Source organism: Candidatus Dependentiae bacterium (assembly GCA_040878395.1).
Lineage (GTDB): Bacteria > Babelota > Babeliae > Babelales > Vermiphilaceae > JAKBEL01.
The window spans coordinates 1-23068 of record JBBDMI010000001.1 but is presented as its reverse complement, the minus strand read 5'-3'; the positions used below and the strand labels follow the sequence as shown (position 1 = coordinate 23068).

The following is a 23068-nucleotide window of genomic DNA, read 5'->3' as shown; positions in this document are numbered from 1 at the left end:
TATTCCTCGGTAGCTCAGTTGGTAGAGCACACGACTGTTAATCGTTAGGTCGCAGGTTCGAGTCCTGCCCGAGGAGCCAGTTTACGTTACGAAATAAAAATTTCTAACTTCTTCTGGCTACGCCAATCAATATGAAAATCATATTGAATTCATCCTGAGTTATTTTTGTAAAAAATTGTATCGAAGGATTGATAATAAGGATTGGCAATAATGTGTTTTGATGATACACTAAAAACATCTAAAAATTCCCATTCTTATGGGGCTGTAGCTCAGTTTGGTTAGAGCGTTCGCCTGTCACGCGAAAGGTCGCGAGTTCGAGTCTCGTCAGCCCCGCCAGTCTTCGCACCTGCTAAGCAGGGCTTCGTCTGGCTTTCGCCATCACCTTCAGAAGAAACATTAACCCTTAAAGTTTTCTGCGAAGACTGTCCCGAAGAAGTTCCGAGTTTATTGAGGAACGTAGACGGACAAGATTATAAAATCTTTTCGCCCCACTTTTTTGAGCAAACTTTTATGTATTTTTATGTATATCAAATTCGATCGATAAAATATCCTCAAACAGTATATGTTGGCTATACGACTAACATCAAAAAGCGATTATCTACACACAATGCTGAAGGTTCAGTGTATACAAAAAAAGATCGACCGTGGGAGTTGATTGTTTGTATGGCGTTTAAAAGTATGGATTGTGCAAAAGAGTTTGAGCATTATCTTAAATCTCAATCTGGTCGTGCTTTTGCTAAAAAACGTTTTTGGTGATTTATTCTTCAATCTGTCTCATATGTCATGCCTTAGTTGACAACCTAAAGTTTTTTTCCCACATTTTTTGCATCATGTCTTCATGCCCAATCAAATGAATAAAACTAACGAACTCGAACCTCATGAATTTGATCTGCTGGTTGAGGCCAATCGAAAGATTCCCCAAATTGAACTAGTTGCTCTCCAATGAAATATAGATAATATGATCCGCCAAATCTGATATAATCACTCACATAATAAACCCAGGCTTCACAGATTTCACCATTTGGCATAGCTTTTGCACTTTTGGAATTACATTTTCCCAGTTGTGTCAAGACTTCTTGTCTTGACATACCAATGCGTAATCCATTTAATTCACTACGATAAAGAACAAAACGACAACACCCTGAGAGTAAGCTAACTAAGATAGTTGCTGATACCATTAATAGTACTTGTTTTGTAACTTTCATAAAAGAACTCCATTTAATAACTTTTCTTAAAATACATAACAATTATTTTAGGGTGATAAATATTGCTTGCAAAAGAGCGCATAGGTACTTTTTTGCTAATTCTTCCGATTTTGCTCTCCAAAACCTATCTACTACAATCTTAAATTTTAAAGAGTCATTTCTTGTCATTTGTATCGAGCTAAACATCATGCTTTGAAACATTAAAAAGCGTGCATTTTCAATTATTCAAAAAAGAGTAACTACTAAAGTATTGCTCCTTGTTCAATTAGGTAAGCCACAGCTTGTGGATTATTCGATTGAATGGCCCATTGTAAAGGAGTTATTTTCTCTTTATTATCATAAAAGCTTTGATTAATATTTGCTCCAGCACCTACAAGTAATTTTATACATTCTATATCTCTGACTGAGGCTCCTATAGCAACTCGTAAAGGGGTAAACGTAGTATATGTCCAGTTTTTTGCATGTGCAACAATCACATTAGGGTCGAGTGCTTTTTTTTGTAAAAACAATTTTATAAACTCAGGGCGCGATGCAATAACATGTAATACGTGAACGGCTTCAAATCCTGTCAGAGCATTTTCTAATAGGACGTCATCATGCTTAACAAATAAAAGAGAAATTTCTATTAATGATTTATGCAAAACACATGTTATTAATGGTATTTTTTGTCCAATATCGGAACCACTTACATATATATGGGTGTTAACCCCAGCCTCTAAGAGTATTTTACAAGCATTTATTTTTTTGTTTTCTACAGCAATTACAATTGGTTTTTTGCCAGTAATCTCTTTATCAATATCTACTCCTGCAGAAATAGCTTTATTAATTTCAACAATAGAATCATTCATTATTCCTTTGAGCAGTATAACTTGAGGATTCTGGTTGGGATTAGCTGTAAATTGTTTTTCTTTATTAAAATCATTAGCTTCACTAATACTAAAACAACTAATTATTAATAGCACAACAAATATATTCATATTTAATCTCCAAATAAACTAATTTTATTTTTATCTAATATTAAGTTAAACACCACATATTGACCATGTCACCATTTATTACATAATAATAAGCTTAGAGCGATAGATACTGCTTGTCAAAGGGTATCTATCATTTGTTCATTACCTACCTTTTGACATATTGTATCCTTATGGTAACTTATAATACATGATATTAAAGGTTTATTCCAAAGGATTATTTATGAATAATGTAAGGTTATCAATTTTAGCAAGTTGCTTCATTCTACTGAATCTGAATGCTGAACTAAAACAAAATCCCAATACATTCAGATATTATACAGTTCCAAATGCCCCAGGCATAAACCAAGGTGAATACCATCAAATGGTTTGGATCTGCAAAAATATTATTAAGCAACATTACGCTTACATGACACAGTTTGCTGGGGGTGGCAGAAGCTCATATGGATTAAATGGAGCACAATGGAAAACAACTGAATATTTACAACAAGTGGCAACCCCGACATCCGCGCGCTTGTTGGCAGATTTAAAACAAATTAACTTCAATATTTAGTATAGGAAACATATATGAAAAAAATATTATTGGCAACGTGTATTATGATGACTATAGTACGTGCTGATCTAATGTATGATCATACAAAAGGGGTTTATTATAGTATACCGATGAAAGGCATTAATCAAAAAGAATATAATAGGCTAGCTAATGAAATACAAAACAGAATGTTATATGTCATTCAAACACAAGGTCGCCCTCTTACTCTAGAAGAAGAGCGTGAGTTGATCATGTGTGTAAAACAATATTTAATTAATCTCAATACTCGAGAATCACAAAGATTTTTGCAGGATGCAGCTAAGCATAATCCGTTATTTAGATAATGATAAATTAAGCATAATATATGATATTTAGTTTTGAAAATGAATAAGCCCATTAGACGTCTTAATATTCGAAGGATAATACTGACGTCTTTTTTTTGCTATCATGTATATTTTTGCTTACTTTCATAAAATAGGAGTGGCTGTCGGTAAAGATGTCGATGACCCAATAAAAGAGTTTGTTATAGCTCGGAAGATAAACAGATAGTTGAAATTAGATAGTTAGTTAAGCTCTTTAATTGTTTATGGAATACCCTATTTCATAATATTTTTTATTAAATTTTTAACAGAACCTGGATACCTAAGCCCAAGAGACTTTTTTGTGTGCTATTTTGGAGCAATAATCTTACCAATACTTACTTTTTTACCAACATATTATTTTGCGTTCATGAAACAAAGAATATGAATTAAACATAACGCCTTCAGAATATGTTTATAACTTAATTTTTAAATCAATACGCGAACATGTTCTGAAACCTGCAGTTCAGAACATGCTACTTGAATTTGGTTTAGATTGAAACCAAATTCAATGCTTCCGTTAAGGAATAAGTCAATTATATGCCGCCAATAATTTCTCAAAGCCCGCCAAAAAGTATTATTTTAGGTATATACTTATAAGCATCGAATGACTGACACAACCATCCTTTTTAAGTGACTCTAAAAACATACAATTATTCTGATAATTTTTAGTCTTGACAAAGAGATCACTCCTTTTTTTCTTGATTAATCCACGCTTGAAGGAATAGATCTGCAGTTTATCCAAAAATGGAACTAATTAATATATTCTGATGGACAACCATTTTACATAATACGATATATGTAATAAGATTCTATATATAACAAGATTTTAGGTAAGGCTTCTACACAGATAAATAAAATGCGGTTTTTCATTTTTTTTGGTGCGTCAACTGTTTTATTGGATCTTGTAGATTTTTTGGCACGTAATTTGCCAAAGACTTTGGAGCCTATGGGCTCAAATTTCCTTTTTGTGAAAATTCCATTTTGAAACGTTAAAGGTTTGTATGCAAAACAATTTAAAAACTTTTCTTGAATATGAAAATAGGATTATTGATTTAACCCGACGCAATCGTTTATTGAAAAATCCTAAAAATAGCAAATCAATCATTTTTAATGTGAGCGTACAGGAGTTTTTTGATAAATATAATTCTTTGGACGATTTGAGTATTGAATTTTGCCATGGCCAGATATTGCAACATGAACAATTAATCAATTCTGGGAAAGGCAAAGACGATTTAGAATCTTTTGATATTCCCTCAGTAAATATTTTTGGTGAAAAACTTATAACTTTGCTTAACTCCTTTCGTCTGGATGCTAAAAGAAAGTTTGAAGAATATGGTCTGCATACATTATTTCTTACTATTGGTAAGGTCAAATGGAAAGAGCCTATGGTAGGCGCTGCAAAATCTAGCAATGTAGTTAAAGACTATGATTTTAATGCTCCATTATTATTGATTCCAATCCGTATCGAAGAAAATAAAAAACCTAAAAAAACCGTTATTTCATCTTGTTTAGAAACTGAAGAAATTATTCACAATAAAGTTTTAGGTTTATTACTTGAAAAACAATATAGAGCTCGACAGTTAGAATTATCAGGTGACAACGATACTAATTGGTTTGAAGCTTATCAAGATTTACGTTTGCAGATAAAGGCAATATTTTCTGAGCTTAATTTAGAACATGAAATTAACGATGAGATCCAAATTGCGCAATATTCTTTTTTTGGAGAGCAAATTTATGCTGATTTGCATGATAATAAAGACATGATTCTTCAGCATGAATTTATTAATGCATTATGTAATCATGAGCCAATACAACAGAGTGAATTAATTCAAAGAGTTGATAACCCTGATGCATTATTAACGGTAGATGATGATTATAATGTATTGGATGCAGATGTGAGTCAGTTGCAAGTCTTACATAATGCTCTCAAGGGAAATCATTTAAATGTACAAGGGCCTCCTGGAACAGGTAAAAGCCAGACTATTGTGAATATGATTGCTAATCTATTGGCCCGTGGTAAAACGGTATTGATGGTTTGTGAGAAGCAGGTTGCTCTTGAAGTTGTTTTAAATCGGCTCAAAAGCGTTGGGTTAGAAAAACTATGTCTTCCTTTATTTCAAAATAAAATTGATAAAAGAACGTTTGCCAAGGACGTAATAAAAGATTTAGAGCACATGCAGCAAGAAACTGAGTTGTATGAAAAAAGAGGCAGCTTAGACTCATCTATAAAAAAGAGAGAAAAAAAAATTGAAGATTTACGAGATTATGCAGCAATTTTAGGAGAATGCGTCAAACCTTTAAATAAATCTGTGCACTGGGTTCACGGAGAATGGGCTAAACATGCTACTATAACTCAAGGCGTTCGAAAGATTTATTGGAAGGGAGAAGATCCCCTAAAGATTGATTTTGATCAGTATCAAGATATTTTGAGTAAATTAGAAAATATCATGAAGGTTCATAATCTAAAGATAGATGGTGAAATGGGCCTTTGGGAAAATGTCCTTCGCTTGCATGCTTCTCCTGATTTTATCAATAGAGTTCTGGATGTTTTAAAGGAGATACAACATTTATTAATTTCATTAAATACTGAAGATACTGGTAAGATCAAATTAGATTCAATACAAGATGCGAGAATATTTATAGATTTGTCTAACTCTATGAGCACAATAAAAGAGGCATTAGGATTGTGTATAGGAAATGCAGATCTTTCTCATGTGAAGCATGAAATTTCAGAAGCATTGTATTTTATAGAGCAGTATTTATTTGAAGAAAAAGATCTATTACAAAAATTTAATATTCCATATCGCTGGAATCCTATATTGGAAGAGATGCCAGATGATAAAATTAATGAAGAAATTTCGATCTCTTCATTACATGTAGCAATCAAAGATATGAATCTTATCAGTAATTGTATTGAAAAAATTAGGTTGAGAATAAATACTATTCCGATAGATGATATTTTGATTGATGAGCTTTTTCTTTATAAAGACATATTATGTATAGATTTTCCCATTAATAATGTAAAAGACTGGTCAACAAAAGAAGCTTTAGAAAGTATGTTAGAGAAGCTACGTGTTTTGAATAATATGTATCTTCAGTATCTAAATGCTAAGCACACTATTGATCGATGGGGAATAATAATCGAAGGAGTGCAATCACATATATCAATGCCCATAGGAAAACGATTTACTGGCGCCTATAAAAATTTTTTACGATACTTTCACTTTAGTTATCGCAATGATTGCAGAATATTATCAAGTTGGTGTAATGGAGCAGTACCCAAAAAACATATTGAATTTGAAGAGATAGCACAAGCTATCAAAGATTATTTTGTTTTGAAAAAAAGATTAGATGCCTTGTTGAGATCTTTTAATTTATTTCATATGCATGAAAAAAAATGGATAGAGATCAATCAAGTTTCTCTTTTATTGCGTATTGTTGAAAATGGACTTATGACATTTAAAGTTTCAAATTTAAATCGTTTTCCTTCCTATGTTATACAATTGAGTGTTTTAGATTTTAAAGATGAGATAAGAGAGATATATAGTACGGTTAAGAAGATTTTTATGGTATTGGATGAGTCTTGGAATATTTTTGGACCGTATGATTTTGGAAAAATGTCTCTTCGTGATTTAATACATCAGCTTTCTCTTTTCAGCGATAGTATTGAACATAACAAGAAGTTAGCTGATTATGTTTCATCTATGCTTAAAGTGCATAGAAAAGATTTTTCTATTGCAGAACTTAAAGAGAATAGAAGAGAGTTGTACAATTTGCATGAAAAATTGATAATTACTGAAAAGTTTGAACTGGAATCTATATTGGATTCTGCAAATACTTTAGAATGTGTTTTTGAACATTATGATTTGTTTAAAAGTTTTTTGGATATTGTAGAAAATTTTAAAAATTTTATTTGTAGAAAAAATCTAGATAATTCAAGCATAACTGTTAAAGAAAGCTTGAACTATATTGCAAGTTTCAGTAATAGTTCAAGTATAGAAAAATTTGTTGAAAAATATGTAACATTAAAATGTAAATTAAATGATTTATTTGAAAATGATAAAAGCATTGACTTAATAGAAAATCGTTCTTTGTTGGATGCAAAAAAAGTTATTGTAGACATGATCAATGATCAATCAGGGTTATTGAATTGGTTAGATTATAGGCGTAATCTTTTGAAGTTAGAACAGTTGGGGCAAGGATGGCTTTTAAATATTATAAAGAATCAGAGGGTTGAAAAGTTACCATCTTTATTTGCCCAAGCCTTATGGGGTATTTGGCTGGAGGCATACTATCAAGTCCAACCAACATTGCAGAATTTCAACTTAAAAGATCATCAAAAAATTATTTCTGAATTCAAATCTTTGGAGTTAGAAACACTTAAAGTTAACGCTTCTCGGATTATATTAAAGCATGTATCAAAATTAAAGTCACTACCATTTCAACATTCAGAGCGCGCTTTTCTAGTTCGCCAAAGTCAGTTAAAATCTCGCCATAAGTCTCTTCGTAAAGTTGTAACTGAAGTTGGCAACTTGTTGCTTGCACACAAACCTTGTTGGATGGTAAGTCCACTTACTTTGAGCTCATATGTGCCCTATGGATCATTGAATTTTGATGTAGTGATTATCGATGAAGCTTCGCAACTACGCGTTGAGCATAGTTTAGGAGCTATTTCGCGCGCTAAACAAGTGATCATTTTTGGCGATGAAAATCAACTACCACCTACTTCTTTTTTTAATAATTCTGATGATCTTGATGATAATAATGACGATGCGGTTGATAGTTATGAAAGTATTTTAAATGCTACTAAAGAGATTTTACCAGGTGGAAGCAATTTATTATCATACCATTATAGAAGTCGATATGAAGATCTGATAGCGTTTTCTAATTACCATGTATATGAAAATAGGTTAACGACTTTCCCTGGGCCTAATAATAATCGAAAAGGTGTCCAATTTGAATATGTCTCTGATGGCTTATTTGATGGAGGCAAAAGTGGTAGCAGAAAAAACATTATAGAAGCACATCGCATTGTAGAAATATGTTTAGACCAAATAAATCAAGAACCGCATAAATCTTTAGGTGTTATTGCATTCAGCAGGTCTCAAGAAATCGCAATTCGTGATGCATTGTTAGATTCATTGAAAGAGAATCCACATTTACAGGATAAATTAAATGAAAATGGTAATGCTCAAGAAGCTTTTTTTATAAAAAACCTTGAATCAGTACAGGGTGACGAACGAGATGTCATTATCCTTTCGATTGGATATGGAAAAGATAAAAAAACAGGCGAAGTTCGCAATAGATTCGGACCTATTAATACTAAACATGGTTATCGTCGTTTAAATGTTGCAATAACTAGGGCTAAAGAGAAGATTATTTGTGTCTCATCAATAAAAGCAACCGATATCCGTAGTGATAAGAGTTCTCGTGGAATAACAATGCTTCAAAACTATTTAGAATATGCTGAATCCAATATCAAAACCTTAGAAGGATCAAAAATGCGTCAAAATCAAATAAGTGTTTTTCCGGATAGTCCTTTTGAACAAGATGTGAAAGATGCATTGGAACGGCGTGGATACAAGGTTGATATTCAAATTGGTGTGTCAGGATTTAAAATTGATTTAGCAATAGTTAATCCAAAAAATGATCAATCTTATATTTTAGGTATTGAATGTGATGGAGCGACCTATCATTCTTCATATTCTGCGCGCATGAATGACCGAGTACGCCAATCTATTCTAGAAGGTCTTGGTTGGACATTATACAGAATTTGGTCACAGCATTGGATTTCTCATCAAGAAGAAATAATAAATGACATAGTCAAGATGGTTGACAACCTTTCGTAAAGTAGCTAATTGAAAATAGATTGTGTAAAAAATAACACAATAAAAAGTTTTTCCAGTAAGAAACTTCTATATTATAGTTTTTTTTAGGATTTTTTTATGAGCAAGTTTATTAATAAGTCGCTTTACCTTGATTATTTAGATTGCCCAAAAAACGCATGGCTTAAAACCCATAGTAATAATTTGAAGGCATTATTCAAATTATCTGAATATGCAAAGCATTTAGTAAAAGAAGGTTATTTTGTAGAAGAACATGTACAAAAATTATTTCCTGGAGGAATAAAAATTGAGCATGGCACTAATAATGCTTCTGCTGCTCAGTTAACCCAAGAGCTGGTTCTTAAAAAAGCTCCCGTTCTATTTCAAGCAACATTTATACATGATGTTTTTCTAGCGCGTAATGATATTCTTGTATATGATGCCGAAACAAATAAAAGAAGCTTGTATGAAGTCAAAAGTATTGGCTTATACCCAGAACATGAATGTGAAGACAGTAAGGCCTGCGATAAATGTAAGAGCAATAAAAAAAAGGCTCCAAAAATTACTCAGATTATCGAAGATGTTTCTTTCCAGGCAATTATTTTACAAGAAAATGGTATTGAACCAGATGAGATATTTTTAGCGTGCTTAAATAAAGATTATATTTTGGGCGATCAAATTGATATTGATAAACTCATTTTTTTTAAAGACATAACTAATGAAGTGAGAGGTAACAAATCAAAGACTGAACAAAGAATGCAAAGTGCTAAACAAGATTTAATAAATAGTAGTGAAGATCAAGTATGCTGTCCATGCATTTATAAAGGACGGTCATCGCATTGTCCAACATTTAAATATTCAAATCCATACATTCTAGATTACTCTATTCATGACATTTACTATATTGGAAGTAGTAAAAAAAACTTAAAATACCTGGTAGATAATGGATGTTTTAAAATAGATGATATTCCTGAGTCAGTGAAACTATCTGACAATCAAAACAAACAAGTACAGACCTATAAAAATGGTCAAGCAAATATAGATTTTAATAAAATTAAGGATGAACTGAATTCATTAAAATTTCCATTATATTTTTTTGATTACGAGACATATAAACCAGCAATACCCATATATAAAGGTTTCAATCCACATATTCAAATGCCTTTTCAATTTTCAATTCACATTTTACATAGTCCGGATAAGGAGTTAGACCACTTTGAATATCTGCATGAATCTGATTCAGATCCTTCCTTGGGGATCATTCAACATCTCAAGCAGCACATTGGGCCTAATGGATCTATTATTGTGTGGCATCAGTCTTTTGAAAAAGATAGAAATACTGAGCTAGCAGAACGTCATCCCGAGCATAAAGAATTCTTAGAAAATATAAATAATCGCATGTATGATCTAGAGGTCATATTCAAATTGAAGAAAGATGCGTACATACATCCAGATTTCAAGGGTAGTTCCTCTATAAAAAATGTTTTGCCAGTTATTTGCCCTGAGCTCAGCTATAAGGATCTTGCCATTCAAGAAGGTACTGCAGCATCATTACAATGGCATAAAATGATTCATGGTAATTTGCCCGAAGAACAAAAACAAAAAATTGCTAAAGATTTAAAACGTTATTGCGGCTTAGATACTTATGCAATGTATGCCATTTGGAAGCATTTATATATACAGTGCAATTTCGATCAATCAAAATTTGCTATTAATGAACAAGTGGTTTAGTCGCTACTTTTTAAATATTTAATGTTTTTTCCAACCCAAAAGATTTGAATACCTGTTTTATCTGAAATAGTTTGATATCTATTGTAATTTCTCTATTCTTAAACCTGTCAATAATATACCAGCTTGATAAAAACAAACACAAAGGACACATTATGTTTAAAAAAATAGCATTAATAGTATTGTTAAGTATAAGTAGTTTACAAGTGGCACATGCTTCTGAAGCTGGTTTTATGCAAACGGTTAAAAACAGCCCTGGAATATCCAAGTGGCTTGGCACTATTGTACCGAACATTCTAGCATTTTTATCTATGGAATGGATTATTAGAGCGAATAAAGACAACCCCGACAGACAACATGTAGTTTCTACGGCTAAATGTATGCGATTCATGTCGTTTATCGGAGGACTTTATTTCTTTCATCAATGGTTTAACACTGATTTTAAAGAGTGGACACTTAGTGGTTCGAGTACTACACTTTCAACACCTTAAGCCACTGCTTTTACTCTTGGTTAAGTTTACTCAGGTCAATACATAAATGTCCTTATTTTTAGGAACATTTACTTTATCATATTTTTAACCAAACCGCTTCTTAGGATATGCAATATATAAAAAAACAAGAGTAGTTTAATATGAAATACCGGCCTCAACTAAAAAATAGAGGTCGGTGTTTTTTTGACAAAAAAGATATTGTGATTGACCCTTTTAATCAAACTTCAATTCCAAAGCAAAAGATTTAAAAACCTGTTTTATCTGAAACAGTTTGATATCGATTATAATTTCGCGGTTCTTGAACTTATCAATTGTGCCACAAAAAAGTTGTCCTAGTAGAACGACTTTTTTACCTCTTGTCAGCATCCATATTTTGGTGGCACGGCTGCTCTTTATTTCTTTTAAGATACCAATAGACCTGATCTTGAGGATGCCATTTGCTCATCCAGTGTCCTTTTTACCCGAATAACTTAGCTATTTTTTTATCCAATTTCCCTCATCATTCTTTTTATATTCATTTTCCACGGCAGACCAGGCAACCTTATGTGCTTGCGATTCGCTCGGATACTGCTTTTCAGCACTATTAAATGCCTTTCTATAAATAGTTTGTGCATGCTCAGGAAGGTTATTTTTTACTGAATCAGGTAAATCAGCATTTGATGAATAAGGCATTATATCTCCTTTATTTATTTGTATGAGTAGAAATTTTATGCTATTTTACATCTTTATCATTCGATATTACAAGGATGTGCACTACTGATCGCGAAAATGTCGCTAACCCAGACTTATAGTCCCTATGATGATAAAAATTATGAGGAAGTAATATTAATTTAAATTGGCGTACAATCACCGCTCTTGTATTTGTAGGTATTCTGATAGTTTTGCAACTATTGTATTGGATTAATCCAGTTACCCTAACTGATCTGATGCGTTTTAAGGATGAATTACTTGGCTTAGTTCAGCAGTATCCGATAGTTTCAGCATTTGTTTATATTTTGACATATACCGTTTCTATTGTGTTTGGCATACCGGTGAGCGCAACGATTATTGGAGGATATCTCTTTGGTGTTTGGCACAGTGTTATCTATACAACTTTAGCAATAATTATTGGTTCAACGTTGCTTTGTTCATTTGCACGATATGTAATGCCTAATTGGATACAAAAGAGATATAAAGATAAACTAAAATTTTTTAATTCTGAAGTACAAAAATATGGTGCCTTATATATCATTATGATTCACGCAATTCCATTTGCACCAAGTTTTTTGCCTCATATTGCTGCTGGTATCTCATCATTAGCTTTATATAAAATTATTTTGGCAAATAGCCTTGGAGCATTGCCGCTAGCAGTAGTATATGCGGCTGCAGGTAATTACTTGCATTCAATTACTTCATTACGCACTTTTACTATCTATATGAGTATTTTTGGACTTTTGCTTTTAGGTGTGTGGATAGTTGTTTTTCTTGTGCGGTATATTTCTATAAAGGAGTAATAAAATGCCATATAAAAAGGAAGTGGGCATTAACCTGTCAATAATATGCCATCTTTCCTTCTACTTCAGAACTTTTAAAATCATTTAATACCGCCATAACAGATAACTCAGCTACCTATTAAGACTAGTATGAAAAAGATATCAAAGCACTATCTTTAAGAGCTTCTTATTAATTATTTGCTTTTTCAAGCATTTTAACCTGCTCAAGAAGTTCCTCTTCAGAATATACTGATTGTTCTTTTAGCCAATCGTCCGCTTGGGCAATATCAGTTACATATTTTTTATACGCTTCAGAATCAGGCCAATCTTGTTCTATAAATGCATCAAATCTTTTTTTTAGTTCCGGTGAAAAATCCGCATATGAAAAAGGTATTTCTATATTTTGATTTTCTTTAGCTAAAAAATCTCTAAATGCTGGTCGTTGATAAAAGAAAGCGATATCAGCAGGATCATAACCAAGCAACGTGCCTATAAGATAACTCCCAAATTGTTTTGAATCATTCTTTGTATATGGACCTATATTTTCTACTAACTTGAACATTGCATTCTCAATTTTACTAAGTAATAAAGCATTTCGTTTCCCTTCAGGCCGATAAGAAATACCACCTATTTCTTGGATATTCTCTATCTGTGATACATATTCAAATGCAATCATTTGTTCAATGAGACTTCCGGCAACATCTTTCGGTGTTGACCACGCAATTTTACGTTGATCAGCAATTAAGCATGCCATATCAATCATCGAAGTACCTGCAAATCTACCTTGCTTATTTAAGCTAACAGTAGCCCCACAATTTGCTGCCGAAGGTTTATAATAATTTAATATGCCTTTTTTAAAATCTTGATACATCTCATCTTTATCAAGATAAAAATCCTGCAACTCTTTGCCCGCTTTCTTTTTTATGAGAATAAGTAATTCCGGTAAAGTAAGCGATTCTTTCGGTTCAACATTATATAACAATAACAATGTCACAATATTCGCTAACAAAAGACTGATAATCAAAATATTTTTTTTCATGATTTATACCTTTTTTTGTAATATAACACAAAATCAAAAGTTACATCTACTAAATCTGCTCATTTCTACAACTCAGTGCGGCCTCATCAAGGCATAGGGCTTTTGACACCCAAGCAATTTTATGAGGTAATAAGTATAAAGGCCTAAGATCTCATACTTATTGATAGGTAATTAGATCAACGCAAGAAGGAAGCGGCAACTGAAATTCGCCACTTTCAGCAAGAAACATTATCTATTTACACTATTATAAAAGGCTTTTTTAAAAAAATACTATAATATGCAAAAGGAAGACTGTGCAATGTATGCAAAAAAGAGCAAGTTTTTTTATTCATATACTCTATAAGACAAGGCGATACCATGAACCGAAACATACACCCATTTACGTTAGTTGTACTCTCTATTTTAGCTAATACGATGCTTTCTCACGCAAAAGAAAACACATATTTTAATGAAGCCTTCGCTCGGGATGCTTTAATAACTAACAAAAATATATATAAAGAAGGTGAAGATCACGTCAAATTCTGGAATTCCCATGCAAAAAATTTAGATTGGTTTGAAAAATGGCATACAACGCTTAAATGGGATAGTCCTCATGCGCAATGGTTTGTCGGCGGCAAACTAAATGTATCATATAATTGCCTAGATCGTCACATTCAAAATGGAAACGGTAATAAGGTTGCATTTTATTATAAAAATGAAGAAGGCAAAAAACGCATTATCACTTATTCCGATATGTTTATAGAGGTAAACAAATTAGCCAATGTTCTAAAGTCTATGGGAATATCCAAGGGTGACCGTGTAGCAATCTATATGCCTTTGATGCCCGAATCAATTGCTGCCATGCTCGCATGTACACGAATTGGAGCTATTCATACTGTTATATTTGGTGGAATTGGCGTAGGTGCTGTTGAAGATCGCATACAAGATGCTCAAGCCAAGGCTCTCCTGACTGTAGATGGCTCTCTGCGTGCAGGCAAATTGATTCCTTACAAAAAAAATGTCGATACAATTTTAAGCAAATGCCCTTCGATTGAAAAAGTACTTGTCTTGCAAAACTTAGAAAATCATACAGTTGAAATGAAAAGTGGTCGAGACTTTTGGTACAAAGATAAAATGAAAACTGTAGAGAATTACTGCGAGCCGGAAAAAATGGATAGTGAAGATCCTTTGTTTATTTTATATACTTCCGGTACTACCGGAAAACCTAAAGGTATTCTCCACACGACAGCCGGCTACTTGCTTGGAGTTCATATGACGTACCAATGGGTATTTGATACAAAACCGGATGATGTATATTGGTGCACGGCAGATATCGGATGGATTACAGGTCATAGTTATGTTGTTTACGGGCCAATGTCAAATTGTGCAACACAAGTTTTATATGATGGATCATTTGCCTATCCCAAGAAAAATGTTTTTTCTGAGATCATAGATGAATTTAAAGTTAATATTTTCTATACAGCACCAACTCTAATTCGCTTATTCATGAAATGGGGCAGTGAATGTTTGGAGGGAGCAAACTTAAAATCACTACGTCTTTTAGGTTCGATAGGTGAACCAATAAATCCTGAAACTTGGCAGTGGTTTTATAAACATGTTGGTCATGAAAAATGTCCAATTGTCGATACATGGTTTCAAACAGAAACCGGTGCTTTTGTTATTTCACCGTTACCAGGCGTAACAGCATTAAAACCCGGTTCTATTACTCAAGCTTTACCCGGGTATGATGTGGCAATTCTTGATGAGCATGGCAATGAATCTTCACGTGGCTATTTAGCAATTAGAAAACCTTTCCCTTCAATGATGAGAGGTGTTTACAATGATCCTTCACGATATATTTCAACTTATTGGGAGAAATGGCAAAATAGATATTATTATGCCGGTGATCATGCTCAAATCGATAATGATGGTTATATCTGGATAGGCGGAAGAAGCGATGAAGTCATTAAAGTTTCCGGTCATCGCATAGGTACTGCTGAAATTGAAAATGCACTTTTAGAAAATAAAATGGTTGCTGAAGCCGGAGTTGTCGGTGTTCATGATGATATTACAGGATCAGCAATTATTGCGTTTGTGGTCCTAAAGAACGAATATAAAATCAAAGATGATATTGAACAAGAATTAAAACAAACTGTTACAAAATATATGGGAGCATATGCTCGTCCTCGGCACATTGTTATAGTCAAACAACTGCCCAAAAATAGAAGCGGTAAGATAGTACGAAGGATTTTAAAAAACGCTGTTGAACAAAAAGACCTTGGGAATATGGTGACACTTTTTAACAAAGAATCTTTACCGGACATTATAAACAAAGGAATTCAATTAAATCAGATTTTATATAAGCAAGATAAAACAGATTATGCATATCAACAACAAGAATTTAAGGATACCTTAAATAAGGGAATTAACAAAAAATGGGATAATATCCTTGCCCCAATTAAACAGAAAAAACATGATCCTGCTTATAACTATACTTTAGTTCATTTTGGTTGCGAAGATCATGAGATCGTACAATGTTTAAGTCATTTGATAAGAGATAACTTTTCAACACATCCTGTTTTTGATGATGTTCCACAAGATATCAAAGATCTATATTGTAATGCAAATACAAAAGAAGGACTGATATCGGTATTAGAAAAAGAACATACATATGGCGTTGCGCTCAAAGCAAATGATGAATACATAGGTGCCTGTATAATGCGATTTAATGAATGCGATGACGACAAGCCATTTATGCATATTAAAAGAATGCATGCCTTTTATAATGTCAGCGCAGGACGTTTTGCAGGAATAGGAAAAACTTTAATTAATACTGTAGCAACTGCTGCACAAATAGGTGGCGTTGATATGTTATTTACAACGGCTCCCTATCCAATTAAAGGATATTTTGAACACTTAGGTTGGCAAGGGCACATGATCTATACTAATTTTATACTTCATCAAAAAACGATCAATTTGCAACAATTTAAATGTCATTTTATCTTGCCAGAGGAATTTAAAGGATTCTAATATGACCCTATTTTCAAAATCGATTCAAGAACCTGCACATCCGGATGATGGAATTCGGATATGCATTATGCGTAAACCGGGACAAAATACCGATTGGCATATTTGGATGCCGATTTTAGCACCACCCCTCTCACTGCACAAAGATTATCAGAGTGGGGTAAAGAATTGGGCAGAATATGTCCCGATTTTTAATGAAGAAGTAATTAAAGGACAACGAGATCAACTAAAATTGTTGGTTCATATGGCAAAATTTACGCCCATTACTGTATTGTGTTGGGAAGAAACGCCTGAATATTGCCATAGAAGATTAATAGCAGAAGAAGCTAAGCTAATTGATCCAACATTAGCAGTTGTAATTCGATAAAATTTTAACTGCTAACGTAAAGAGAGTCCGGTTGAAACAGAAAAAGCTTATAGCATCATTTCAAAAATGATGCTATAAGCGAAGTTGTGTTGCTTTTTGCTGAGCCTGTCGGGAATCAAAATCATGCGATAATTGCGGATCAATACAATTTTCAAGTACAATGATATACAACATAGTTTAAGAAGGAAGATAGTGAAAATTTTAGTATTATGCAATAAAAATGCTGCTCGATCTCAAATGTTGGAAGCTTATCTAAAAAAAATATTGCCGCATTATATAATTTATTCTGCGGGATCTGTTCCTGCTTTACAAGTTGATCCTAAAGCGGTTCAGGTAATGGCTGAAGATGGCATTGATATAAGCAATGCTGTTCCAAAACATATTTCACAATTTAACAATGAAAAATTTGATTATACAATTACAGTGTGCAAAGAAATGGCTGAATATGGTGCATGTCCTTTGTTTCTTGGCAGGACAAAACATAGAATCGATCTTGGCATCGAAGATCCTGCTCGAGTAAAAGAAAATCACAAAGATCAACTCAGCATCTATAGATCAGCAAGAGATACGATAAAAAATTTCGCCCTTGATTTTGCAAAAAAATCGCAAAATAATTTATAAATTTCCTTAAAAAAGAGTAAATCAAACTCCTTTATAAAAAATTATTATCGTTCTATTTTTAATTTAATGAAGATCTTATATGTTAGCAATGGATCCGTAGTGTCGCGCTAACTGCGTTTCAGTGGCATGTTAAATCTTAGTTCAAAAGTATCCTTAGATGAAGACATCACCCATACATCTGCAGTACACCCCTTGCCATATGCAGTTGTAACAAAAATAGGGGTTTGTGAAAATCCTGGATCAAATTTTAGCGTCACATAGATATCATGAACGCTCTTCTTACCAAGGGTAGTGCTCCAGCTATTCCCTTGTTGATTACCATGGCCCCTATTCTTCGCATCAATTTCAGATAGAAACACTTTGGCTTGTGCCAATAAAGTACAGATATTCGACATATCCTACACCAAGAGACCGCCTGCAAAGCAGTAAAAAAAGAAAGGTAAGGGTTAGTGCACTCTCAAAGCTCACGCTTTTTTGAGTTGCTTGAGTTTTACTTCAAACTACTTTCCTTTACCTTTCTAATTTCACGATAACAAAAGCTGACATAAGAATGCAATCTTTTTTAAAAAACTTTCAAAGAATGGCCCTTCAACCTGGAAAAACGGCTATCATTATAGTGATTTTTAACCAAAATATGGGATTTGTGTGTGATAATAATTGCGCTTTCAGTCGAATCGTCGCAAGAGGTAGGTGACGACATTCTAAAGAGTTGCAACAGAGGGATCTGGGATTGCTTTCACCTTTTTTGCCACAGTAGGTCTTTCCACAAAGCATCAAATGCATTCAAGCAATCTCTAATAACAGCAAATGGATTGGGGGTTTTAGGCAGTATTATATTTTTCGCATCAGCCATATGGCGATACCACCCTTTATTATCAAATTAAAAAACCACGTCCTTTGGGCGTGGTCATAATAAATTAACAACGATGGAGCATAAGTTATTGGTTGCATTAGTGTATTAAAACGCATATATGACACAAGAGCTATTTGAACACTTTTTAGAAAAGGCTATCTTGATCTTTTCTAAAAATTATTTACGCATAAGGTCTAATAGAACTTACTGAAAAATTTGCTTTGCTTTTTCAAAGAAATGTTCAAAGCAAAGCAAAAGATGTGCCATTCATTAGGGTTCCTTTTTAGGTAATTTTGAAAAATTAAATCGAATAGCCTATCCCTATCTCAAATTATAAAATCAGTCAATTTTATAAGAATAATAATCTATTTTTGATAAAAAAACTAAAAAAAGAGCAGATTTGTTTCTTCTGGGTAAAACACCTATAAATACAAAGTTATTTGCCCGATTTTGCTGATGCTAATGTGAAAAAGGGTTCGGTTGAAACAGAAAAAGCTTGCTTCATTATTTCAAAAATGATGCTATAAGCGAATCTGACATGAACTCTTGATTGTCATGACATGATTCAACAATAGTGCCGTCTGCAATATAATATACATCATCAAATACTTTACGCACAAATGACATATCTTGACTTGAAAGCACAATAACCAAACCGTTTTGAGCTAATTTTTTCAGCATAACAATCAAGAAATCTGTATTGATCGGATCAAGAGAAGCGGTCGGCTCATCAAGCAACAACACCCGTGGATTCAAGCACAAAGTCCGCGCAAGAGCAACACGTTGTTTTTGTCCTCCGGAAAGTTCTGCAGGATATGCATTGATAAAATCATTCATGCCAAATGCTTGCAGTTGTTGCAAAGCTTTTTGCCGAGCCTGTTGGGAATCGGCACCATGCACTAATTGCGGATCAATGCAATTTTCAAGTACGGTGAGATTGCAAAACAGATTAAAATCCTGAAAAACATATCCTATCAATTCCGCTCGTTGCTGCGGGGTGGCATATTTAAGTTCATTACCATCAATGGAAATGGCCCCTTGCTCAAAAGGAAGTAGGCCCGCTAATGTTTTTAACAATGTTGTTTTACCCGCACCACTTTGTCCAATTAACACCGCAATACGATTCGGCATTAACCGACATGAAATTGCATGCAGTATGTTTTTTCCTTTGATACATACAGTGAGATTATCAATACTAATCATATTTTAATCTCCCCGAGAAAAACATCGTCAATAGTTGCAAAAATGCCGTTAAACATAAATATATAACCGCAATGGTAACATATATCTGTATCGGATTAAGTTCCCGAGAAATAACATTCATGCCGGTACGAGTTAATTCAGTCACTCCAATTGCAGCAAGCAAAGATGTACTTTTTAATAACTGCTCTAATTCACCAACTATTGCAGGAAATACATTTTGTATTGTTTGCGGCAATATAATCCTGCGCATGGTTGCTGCAAACGGATAACCCAATACCGCACAAGCATCCCATTGACCTGAAGGAACTGCATTCATGCCGGATCGAAAAATTTCAGTCATATAACCGCTTGAGCAAAATGCCAAAGCAATACTTGCGGCAACAAATCCGGAAATATTAATACCAAAAAGAGAAGGCAGCACAAAATATGCAATCAATATTTGAACATATGCCGGAATACCTTTTGCAATAAAGGTATATATCTTGATCATGAACATTGTCGGTCGTGATGCAAGATATCTACACCCCGCTGTCCCGAAAAGCACACCAAGCAATAAACTTATTGAACCTGCAACAATCCATGAAGCAAAGGTCACTGCTGTGCCCTGTATAAATAATGCAACATATGATACACCGTTCATGAAATCCCCCATTTTGCTTCATACGTTGAAATAACCCCTTTAGACTTCAGTTCATCAACCGCTCGTTGTATTTGATTAATAACTTCGGTATTGCCTTTTTTTATTGCAATACCCATTCCTTGCACTTGATCTTCAGGCGCAAGTTCAACATCAAGAACCTGAATTTCGGGATATTTTTTCTTGAATTTCTGTGCAATAGCAGGTTCTACAAAAGCTGCTTGCACTTTACCAAATTGAATATTAAGCAACGCATCATCCACGTTCTCAGTGGGTTTTAGCGTTATACCGGTATACTTTTGCGCAACAGTATCTTGCGCTGAAGTTGGCTCAACGCATATAGTCATACCTTGCATATCTTCAATGCTCTTAATATTTTCAGGTATTTTTTTCCAAAAAAGGAGTGGATACGTCTTGGTTTTTTCACCTTGATAATTGATCATTGCAACCTTATCAAGACGTTCTTCTGTGATGGATAATGCCCAAATGACAGCATCAACCTTACCTTGTTCCAATGCCATAAAAAGCGCTGTCATTGAACCCATATCTTGGACAACCAACTTTTTACCCATCTGCCGCGCAAGTGCATCGGCTACATCAATATCAAAACCCTCGTATTTGCCCTGTTCATTGATACTCACGAACGGTGCATATGCTGCTGCTGTACCAATGGTAATCAGATTGTTTTGTGATTTACTTTTAAAGAGATAAAAACTTGTAAACAATCCAATAAAAATACTCATTAAAAGTATGTTCTTTTTATTCATGATAAAAATCCTTATTACTGCTAATATTTTATTGCAGCATATTTAGTCATCGCAAAAAATATGCTGCAATAAAATATTAGTAATATATAAATAATATATATGCGCTTATAAGCGCTTTTTTATAAAAAAAATGAAATTGGAAAATTAAGAAAAATTGAATGCCTGAAGAGCATCAATGAGAGATATGATGAGAATGATGATGTCCGAGAGTAACCGCTTTAAATAAAGCATTAGGCTTAAGTTGGCCAAAATAATAGCGTGCACAACGTGTAGATAACAGGCACATAGATACTCCTTCCAAATTAGACAATAACAACATTCTTACTTTAATAATAGCACTTAATATACCCCCCTTGTCAAGCACAAATCGCAATTTTTGTTGTAACTCTATAGAAATGTCACACATGAAAAAGAGCTCAGAAAGGTGAAAAATATGATATTACAGGTCAAGCAATTTCTGAATGGGCAATCTGAGGTCGCTTTTTGCACCCAGAAGCACTTTCATTAGAAAATCAAAATCTTTTGCTCCATGAGCTCGCTTGTTATCGATACTTAAATTAATATATAACCAAAGCAAACATTACATTCTTGATAACCTTCAATTCCTTTTTCTACCTTTCTTTTAAAATATATATTTTAAAAAAAAGGTATGTGAATGACTCAATTATATCGTTATGTATTAGGCACATTGCTCATTATAGCGCCATCAATTATCCAAGCAGTTCCTGCAAATACGATTATTGCAACTACTCCATTTTAAAAAAAAGAATTATGCATACTTCTGATAAAAATGATTCATAAACAGTTCATTTGGATCATATTGTTTTTTAAATACAAAAAAATCATCTATGGATGGATAAGCTGTTCTGATTTGCTGTTGATCTGCATGTAACTGAATAGGCAAATAATAAACGCCATTTAATGCAGTCGCCGCATCGATCAAATGCTGTGTCCACAGCCTCGTTTGTGTGTTCCCTTGTTCATTCATTTCTTGATTAAAAAACAGTACAATACCGACACGATCAATTGCTGTATAAGAAAGAAAACTTTCTCTATTTTGTGGAATAAAACGTAAAGCAACATGCATGAGATTCACATTTAACTTTTTAGTAATTCCCTCAAGTGATGTAATAAAAGGAATCAAATTATCAATCGGAATAAAATATTCTTGTAACAGATTTGTTTGTCCCGGTGTTTCAACATATAAATGCTTGGCAGGTGGACGCATAATATTATTTCTACTTACTATTCTACCATGCATCATACCCACTGGAACCCAATGAAGTGCTTTGACCAATCTACTTTTTGACCACATTTTAGTTGACAGTTTCCGTGGTTTAACCCTTTTTTCTTGATACAACTTCTTTACTCTTTTTTGTTGCCATTGAAATAACTTAGATGGATCATAGGTGCGAAAATTAAATGTCACAACATCTGAAAAAAGCTGTTTTGAAAATAATGATAAGGTTAAAAAGGCAAAGTGAAATCCTATAGTAGGATCATACGGTATATTTTTTAGAAATTGTACATACTGATGCAAACACATACGTTTTGTTTCACGTTTATATATACTGTTTTCAACAACATCAAATGTTGCTTCAATAATAACACCAAAAAGCCCCAAACCCCCTATTGCCAAATAAAACAGCTCAGCATTTTCTGTTCGGCTTGCAGTAATAATTGAACCATCATAACTTAACATTTTAATTGAACGAACTGACTCAATCAATGGGCCAACATGTGGATCAATACCATTACAATTAACACTCAAGGAACCGCCTACCGTAAAGAGGTTAGCAAACTGCATAACTTTCACTGCACAGTCATAAGGATTTAAATAATCTTGTATCTCTTTCCAGGTAATGCCGGCTTGCACCGTTATCATTTTTTTATCAGAATCAAAATGAACAACTTTATTTATTTTTTTCAAATCGCACATTCAATATTGAAGTGCATAATTTAAATCAAAGCCAGTATCCTGTAAAA

At 33.4% G+C, this 23068-nt stretch carries 19 protein-coding genes and 2 tRNA genes; 12 read left to right on the top strand and 9 right to left on the bottom strand.

Going from position 1 to position 23068, the window contains the following annotated elements; translation table 11 throughout:
* Positions 1-3 precede the first annotated feature (3 nt).
* The 3 genes from WD055_00105 to WD055_00095 all read left to right on the top strand — a co-directional run bounded on the left by WD055_00105 (position 4) and on the right by WD055_00095 (position 756).
* A tRNA-Asn gene (locus WD055_00105) sits at positions 4-79 on the top strand.
* Positions 80-258: 179 nt separating this feature from the next.
* Positions 259-336 (top strand) — tRNA-Asp (locus tag WD055_00100).
* A 174-nt stretch (positions 337-510) separates the two neighbouring features.
* A complete protein-coding gene (locus tag WD055_00095) occupies positions 511-756 on the top strand; it encodes a GIY-YIG nuclease family protein (GenBank protein ID MEX0848614.1) in 246 nt (81 codons plus the stop codon).
* Positions 757-860: 104 nt separating this feature from the next.
* Here WD055_00095 and WD055_00090 read toward each other — a convergent pair whose 3' ends face one another.
* Positions 861-1205 (bottom strand): hypothetical protein, encoded by a 345-nt coding sequence (locus WD055_00090; GenBank protein ID MEX0848613.1) that lies wholly within the window; start codon positions 1203-1205, stop codon positions 861-863.
* 242 nt (positions 1206-1447) lie between these two features.
* A complete protein-coding gene (locus WD055_00085) occupies positions 1448-2182 on the bottom strand; it encodes an ankyrin repeat domain-containing protein (GenBank protein MEX0848612.1) in 735 nt (244 codons plus the stop codon).
* A 220-nt stretch (positions 2183-2402) separates the two neighbouring features.
* Here WD055_00085 and WD055_00080 point away from each other — a divergent pair, with 220 nt between their 5' ends.
* From WD055_00080 to WD055_00060, 5 genes are all read left to right on the top strand, one after another.
* Positions 2403-2732 carry a hypothetical protein gene (locus WD055_00080; protein ID MEX0848611.1) on the top strand — a complete coding sequence of 110 codons (330 nt, stop codon included), beginning with the start codon at positions 2403-2405 and terminating at the stop codon, positions 2730-2732.
* A gap of 14 nt (positions 2733-2746) precedes the next feature.
* A complete protein-coding gene (locus tag WD055_00075) occupies positions 2747-3055 on the top strand; it encodes a hypothetical protein (GenBank protein ID MEX0848610.1) in 309 nt (102 codons plus the stop codon).
* 1019 nt (positions 3056-4074) lie between these two features.
* On the top strand, positions 4075-8922 hold the full coding sequence (locus WD055_00070) for an AAA domain-containing protein (GenBank protein MEX0848609.1): 4848 nt from the start codon (positions 4075-4077) through the stop codon (positions 8920-8922).
* A gap of 96 nt (positions 8923-9018) precedes the next feature.
* Positions 9019-10629, top strand: a complete 1611-nt coding sequence (locus WD055_00065) for a DUF2779 domain-containing protein (GenBank protein ID MEX0848608.1) — start codon at positions 9019-9021, stop codon at positions 10627-10629.
* 152 nt (positions 10630-10781) lie between these two features.
* On the top strand, positions 10782-11117 hold the full coding sequence (locus WD055_00060) for a hypothetical protein (protein MEX0848607.1): 336 nt from the start codon (positions 10782-10784) through the stop codon (positions 11115-11117).
* 474 nt (positions 11118-11591) lie between these two features.
* Here the strand turns inward: WD055_00060 and WD055_00055 are convergent, their stop codons facing one another.
* On the bottom strand, positions 11592-11789 hold the full coding sequence (locus WD055_00055) for a ChaB family protein (GenBank protein ID MEX0848606.1): 198 nt from the start codon (positions 11787-11789) through the stop codon (positions 11592-11594).
* A 209-nt stretch (positions 11790-11998) separates the two neighbouring features.
* Here WD055_00055 and WD055_00050 point away from each other — a divergent pair, with 209 nt between their 5' ends.
* Positions 11999-12610 (top strand): VTT domain-containing protein, encoded by a 612-nt coding sequence (locus tag WD055_00050; GenBank protein MEX0848605.1) that lies wholly within the window; start codon positions 11999-12001, stop codon positions 12608-12610.
* A 169-nt stretch (positions 12611-12779) separates the two neighbouring features.
* Here the strand turns inward: WD055_00050 and WD055_00045 are convergent, their stop codons facing one another.
* Positions 12780-13628 (bottom strand): hypothetical protein, encoded by an 849-nt coding sequence (locus WD055_00045; protein ID MEX0848604.1) that lies wholly within the window; start codon positions 13626-13628, stop codon positions 12780-12782.
* 357 nt (positions 13629-13985) lie between these two features.
* On the opposite strand from WD055_00045, the gene acs reads away from it, so the two are divergent.
* The 3 genes from acs to WD055_00030 all read left to right on the top strand — a co-directional run bounded on the left by acs (position 13986) and on the right by WD055_00030 (position 17622).
* Complete coding sequence (gene acs / locus WD055_00040) at positions 13986-16637, top strand: acetate--CoA ligase (protein MEX0848603.1); 2652 nt, start codon at positions 13986-13988, stop codon at positions 16635-16637.
* 1 nt (position 16638) lies between these two features.
* Positions 16639-17001, top strand: a complete 363-nt coding sequence (locus WD055_00035) for a DUF488 family protein (protein ID MEX0848602.1) — start codon at positions 16639-16641, stop codon at positions 16999-17001.
* Positions 17002-17193: 192 nt separating this feature from the next.
* Positions 17194-17622 (top strand): arsenate reductase ArsC, encoded by a 429-nt coding sequence (locus WD055_00030; protein MEX0848601.1) that lies wholly within the window; start codon positions 17194-17196, stop codon positions 17620-17622.
* Between the two features lie 107 nt (positions 17623-17729).
* On the opposite strand, the gene WD055_00025 is transcribed toward WD055_00030, so the two are convergent.
* The 5 genes from WD055_00025 to WD055_00005 all read right to left on the bottom strand — a co-directional run bounded on the left by WD055_00025 (position 17730) and on the right by WD055_00005 (position 23012).
* Positions 17730-18017: a hypothetical protein gene (locus WD055_00025; protein MEX0848600.1), complete on the bottom strand. Its 288-nt coding sequence runs from the start codon at positions 18015-18017 to the stop codon at positions 17730-17732.
* Between the two features lie 962 nt (positions 18018-18979).
* Positions 18980-19678, bottom strand: a complete 699-nt coding sequence (locus tag WD055_00020) for an ATP-binding cassette domain-containing protein (protein ID MEX0848599.1) — start codon at positions 19676-19678, stop codon at positions 18980-18982.
* Entirely contained in the window at positions 19671-20318 is a 648-nt protein-coding gene (locus tag WD055_00015; GenBank protein MEX0848598.1) for an amino acid ABC transporter permease, read from the bottom strand. The genes WD055_00020 and WD055_00015 overlap by 8 nt, the downstream gene beginning before the upstream one ends.
* A complete protein-coding gene (locus WD055_00010) occupies positions 20315-21082 on the bottom strand; it encodes a transporter substrate-binding domain-containing protein (GenBank protein MEX0848597.1) in 768 nt (255 codons plus the stop codon). The genes WD055_00015 and WD055_00010 overlap by 4 nt, the downstream gene beginning before the upstream one ends.
* Positions 21083-21851: 769 nt before the next feature.
* Entirely contained in the window at positions 21852-23012 is a 1161-nt protein-coding gene (locus tag WD055_00005; GenBank protein MEX0848596.1) for an FAD-binding protein, read from the bottom strand.
* Between the last annotated feature and the right edge of the window lie 56 nt (positions 23013-23068).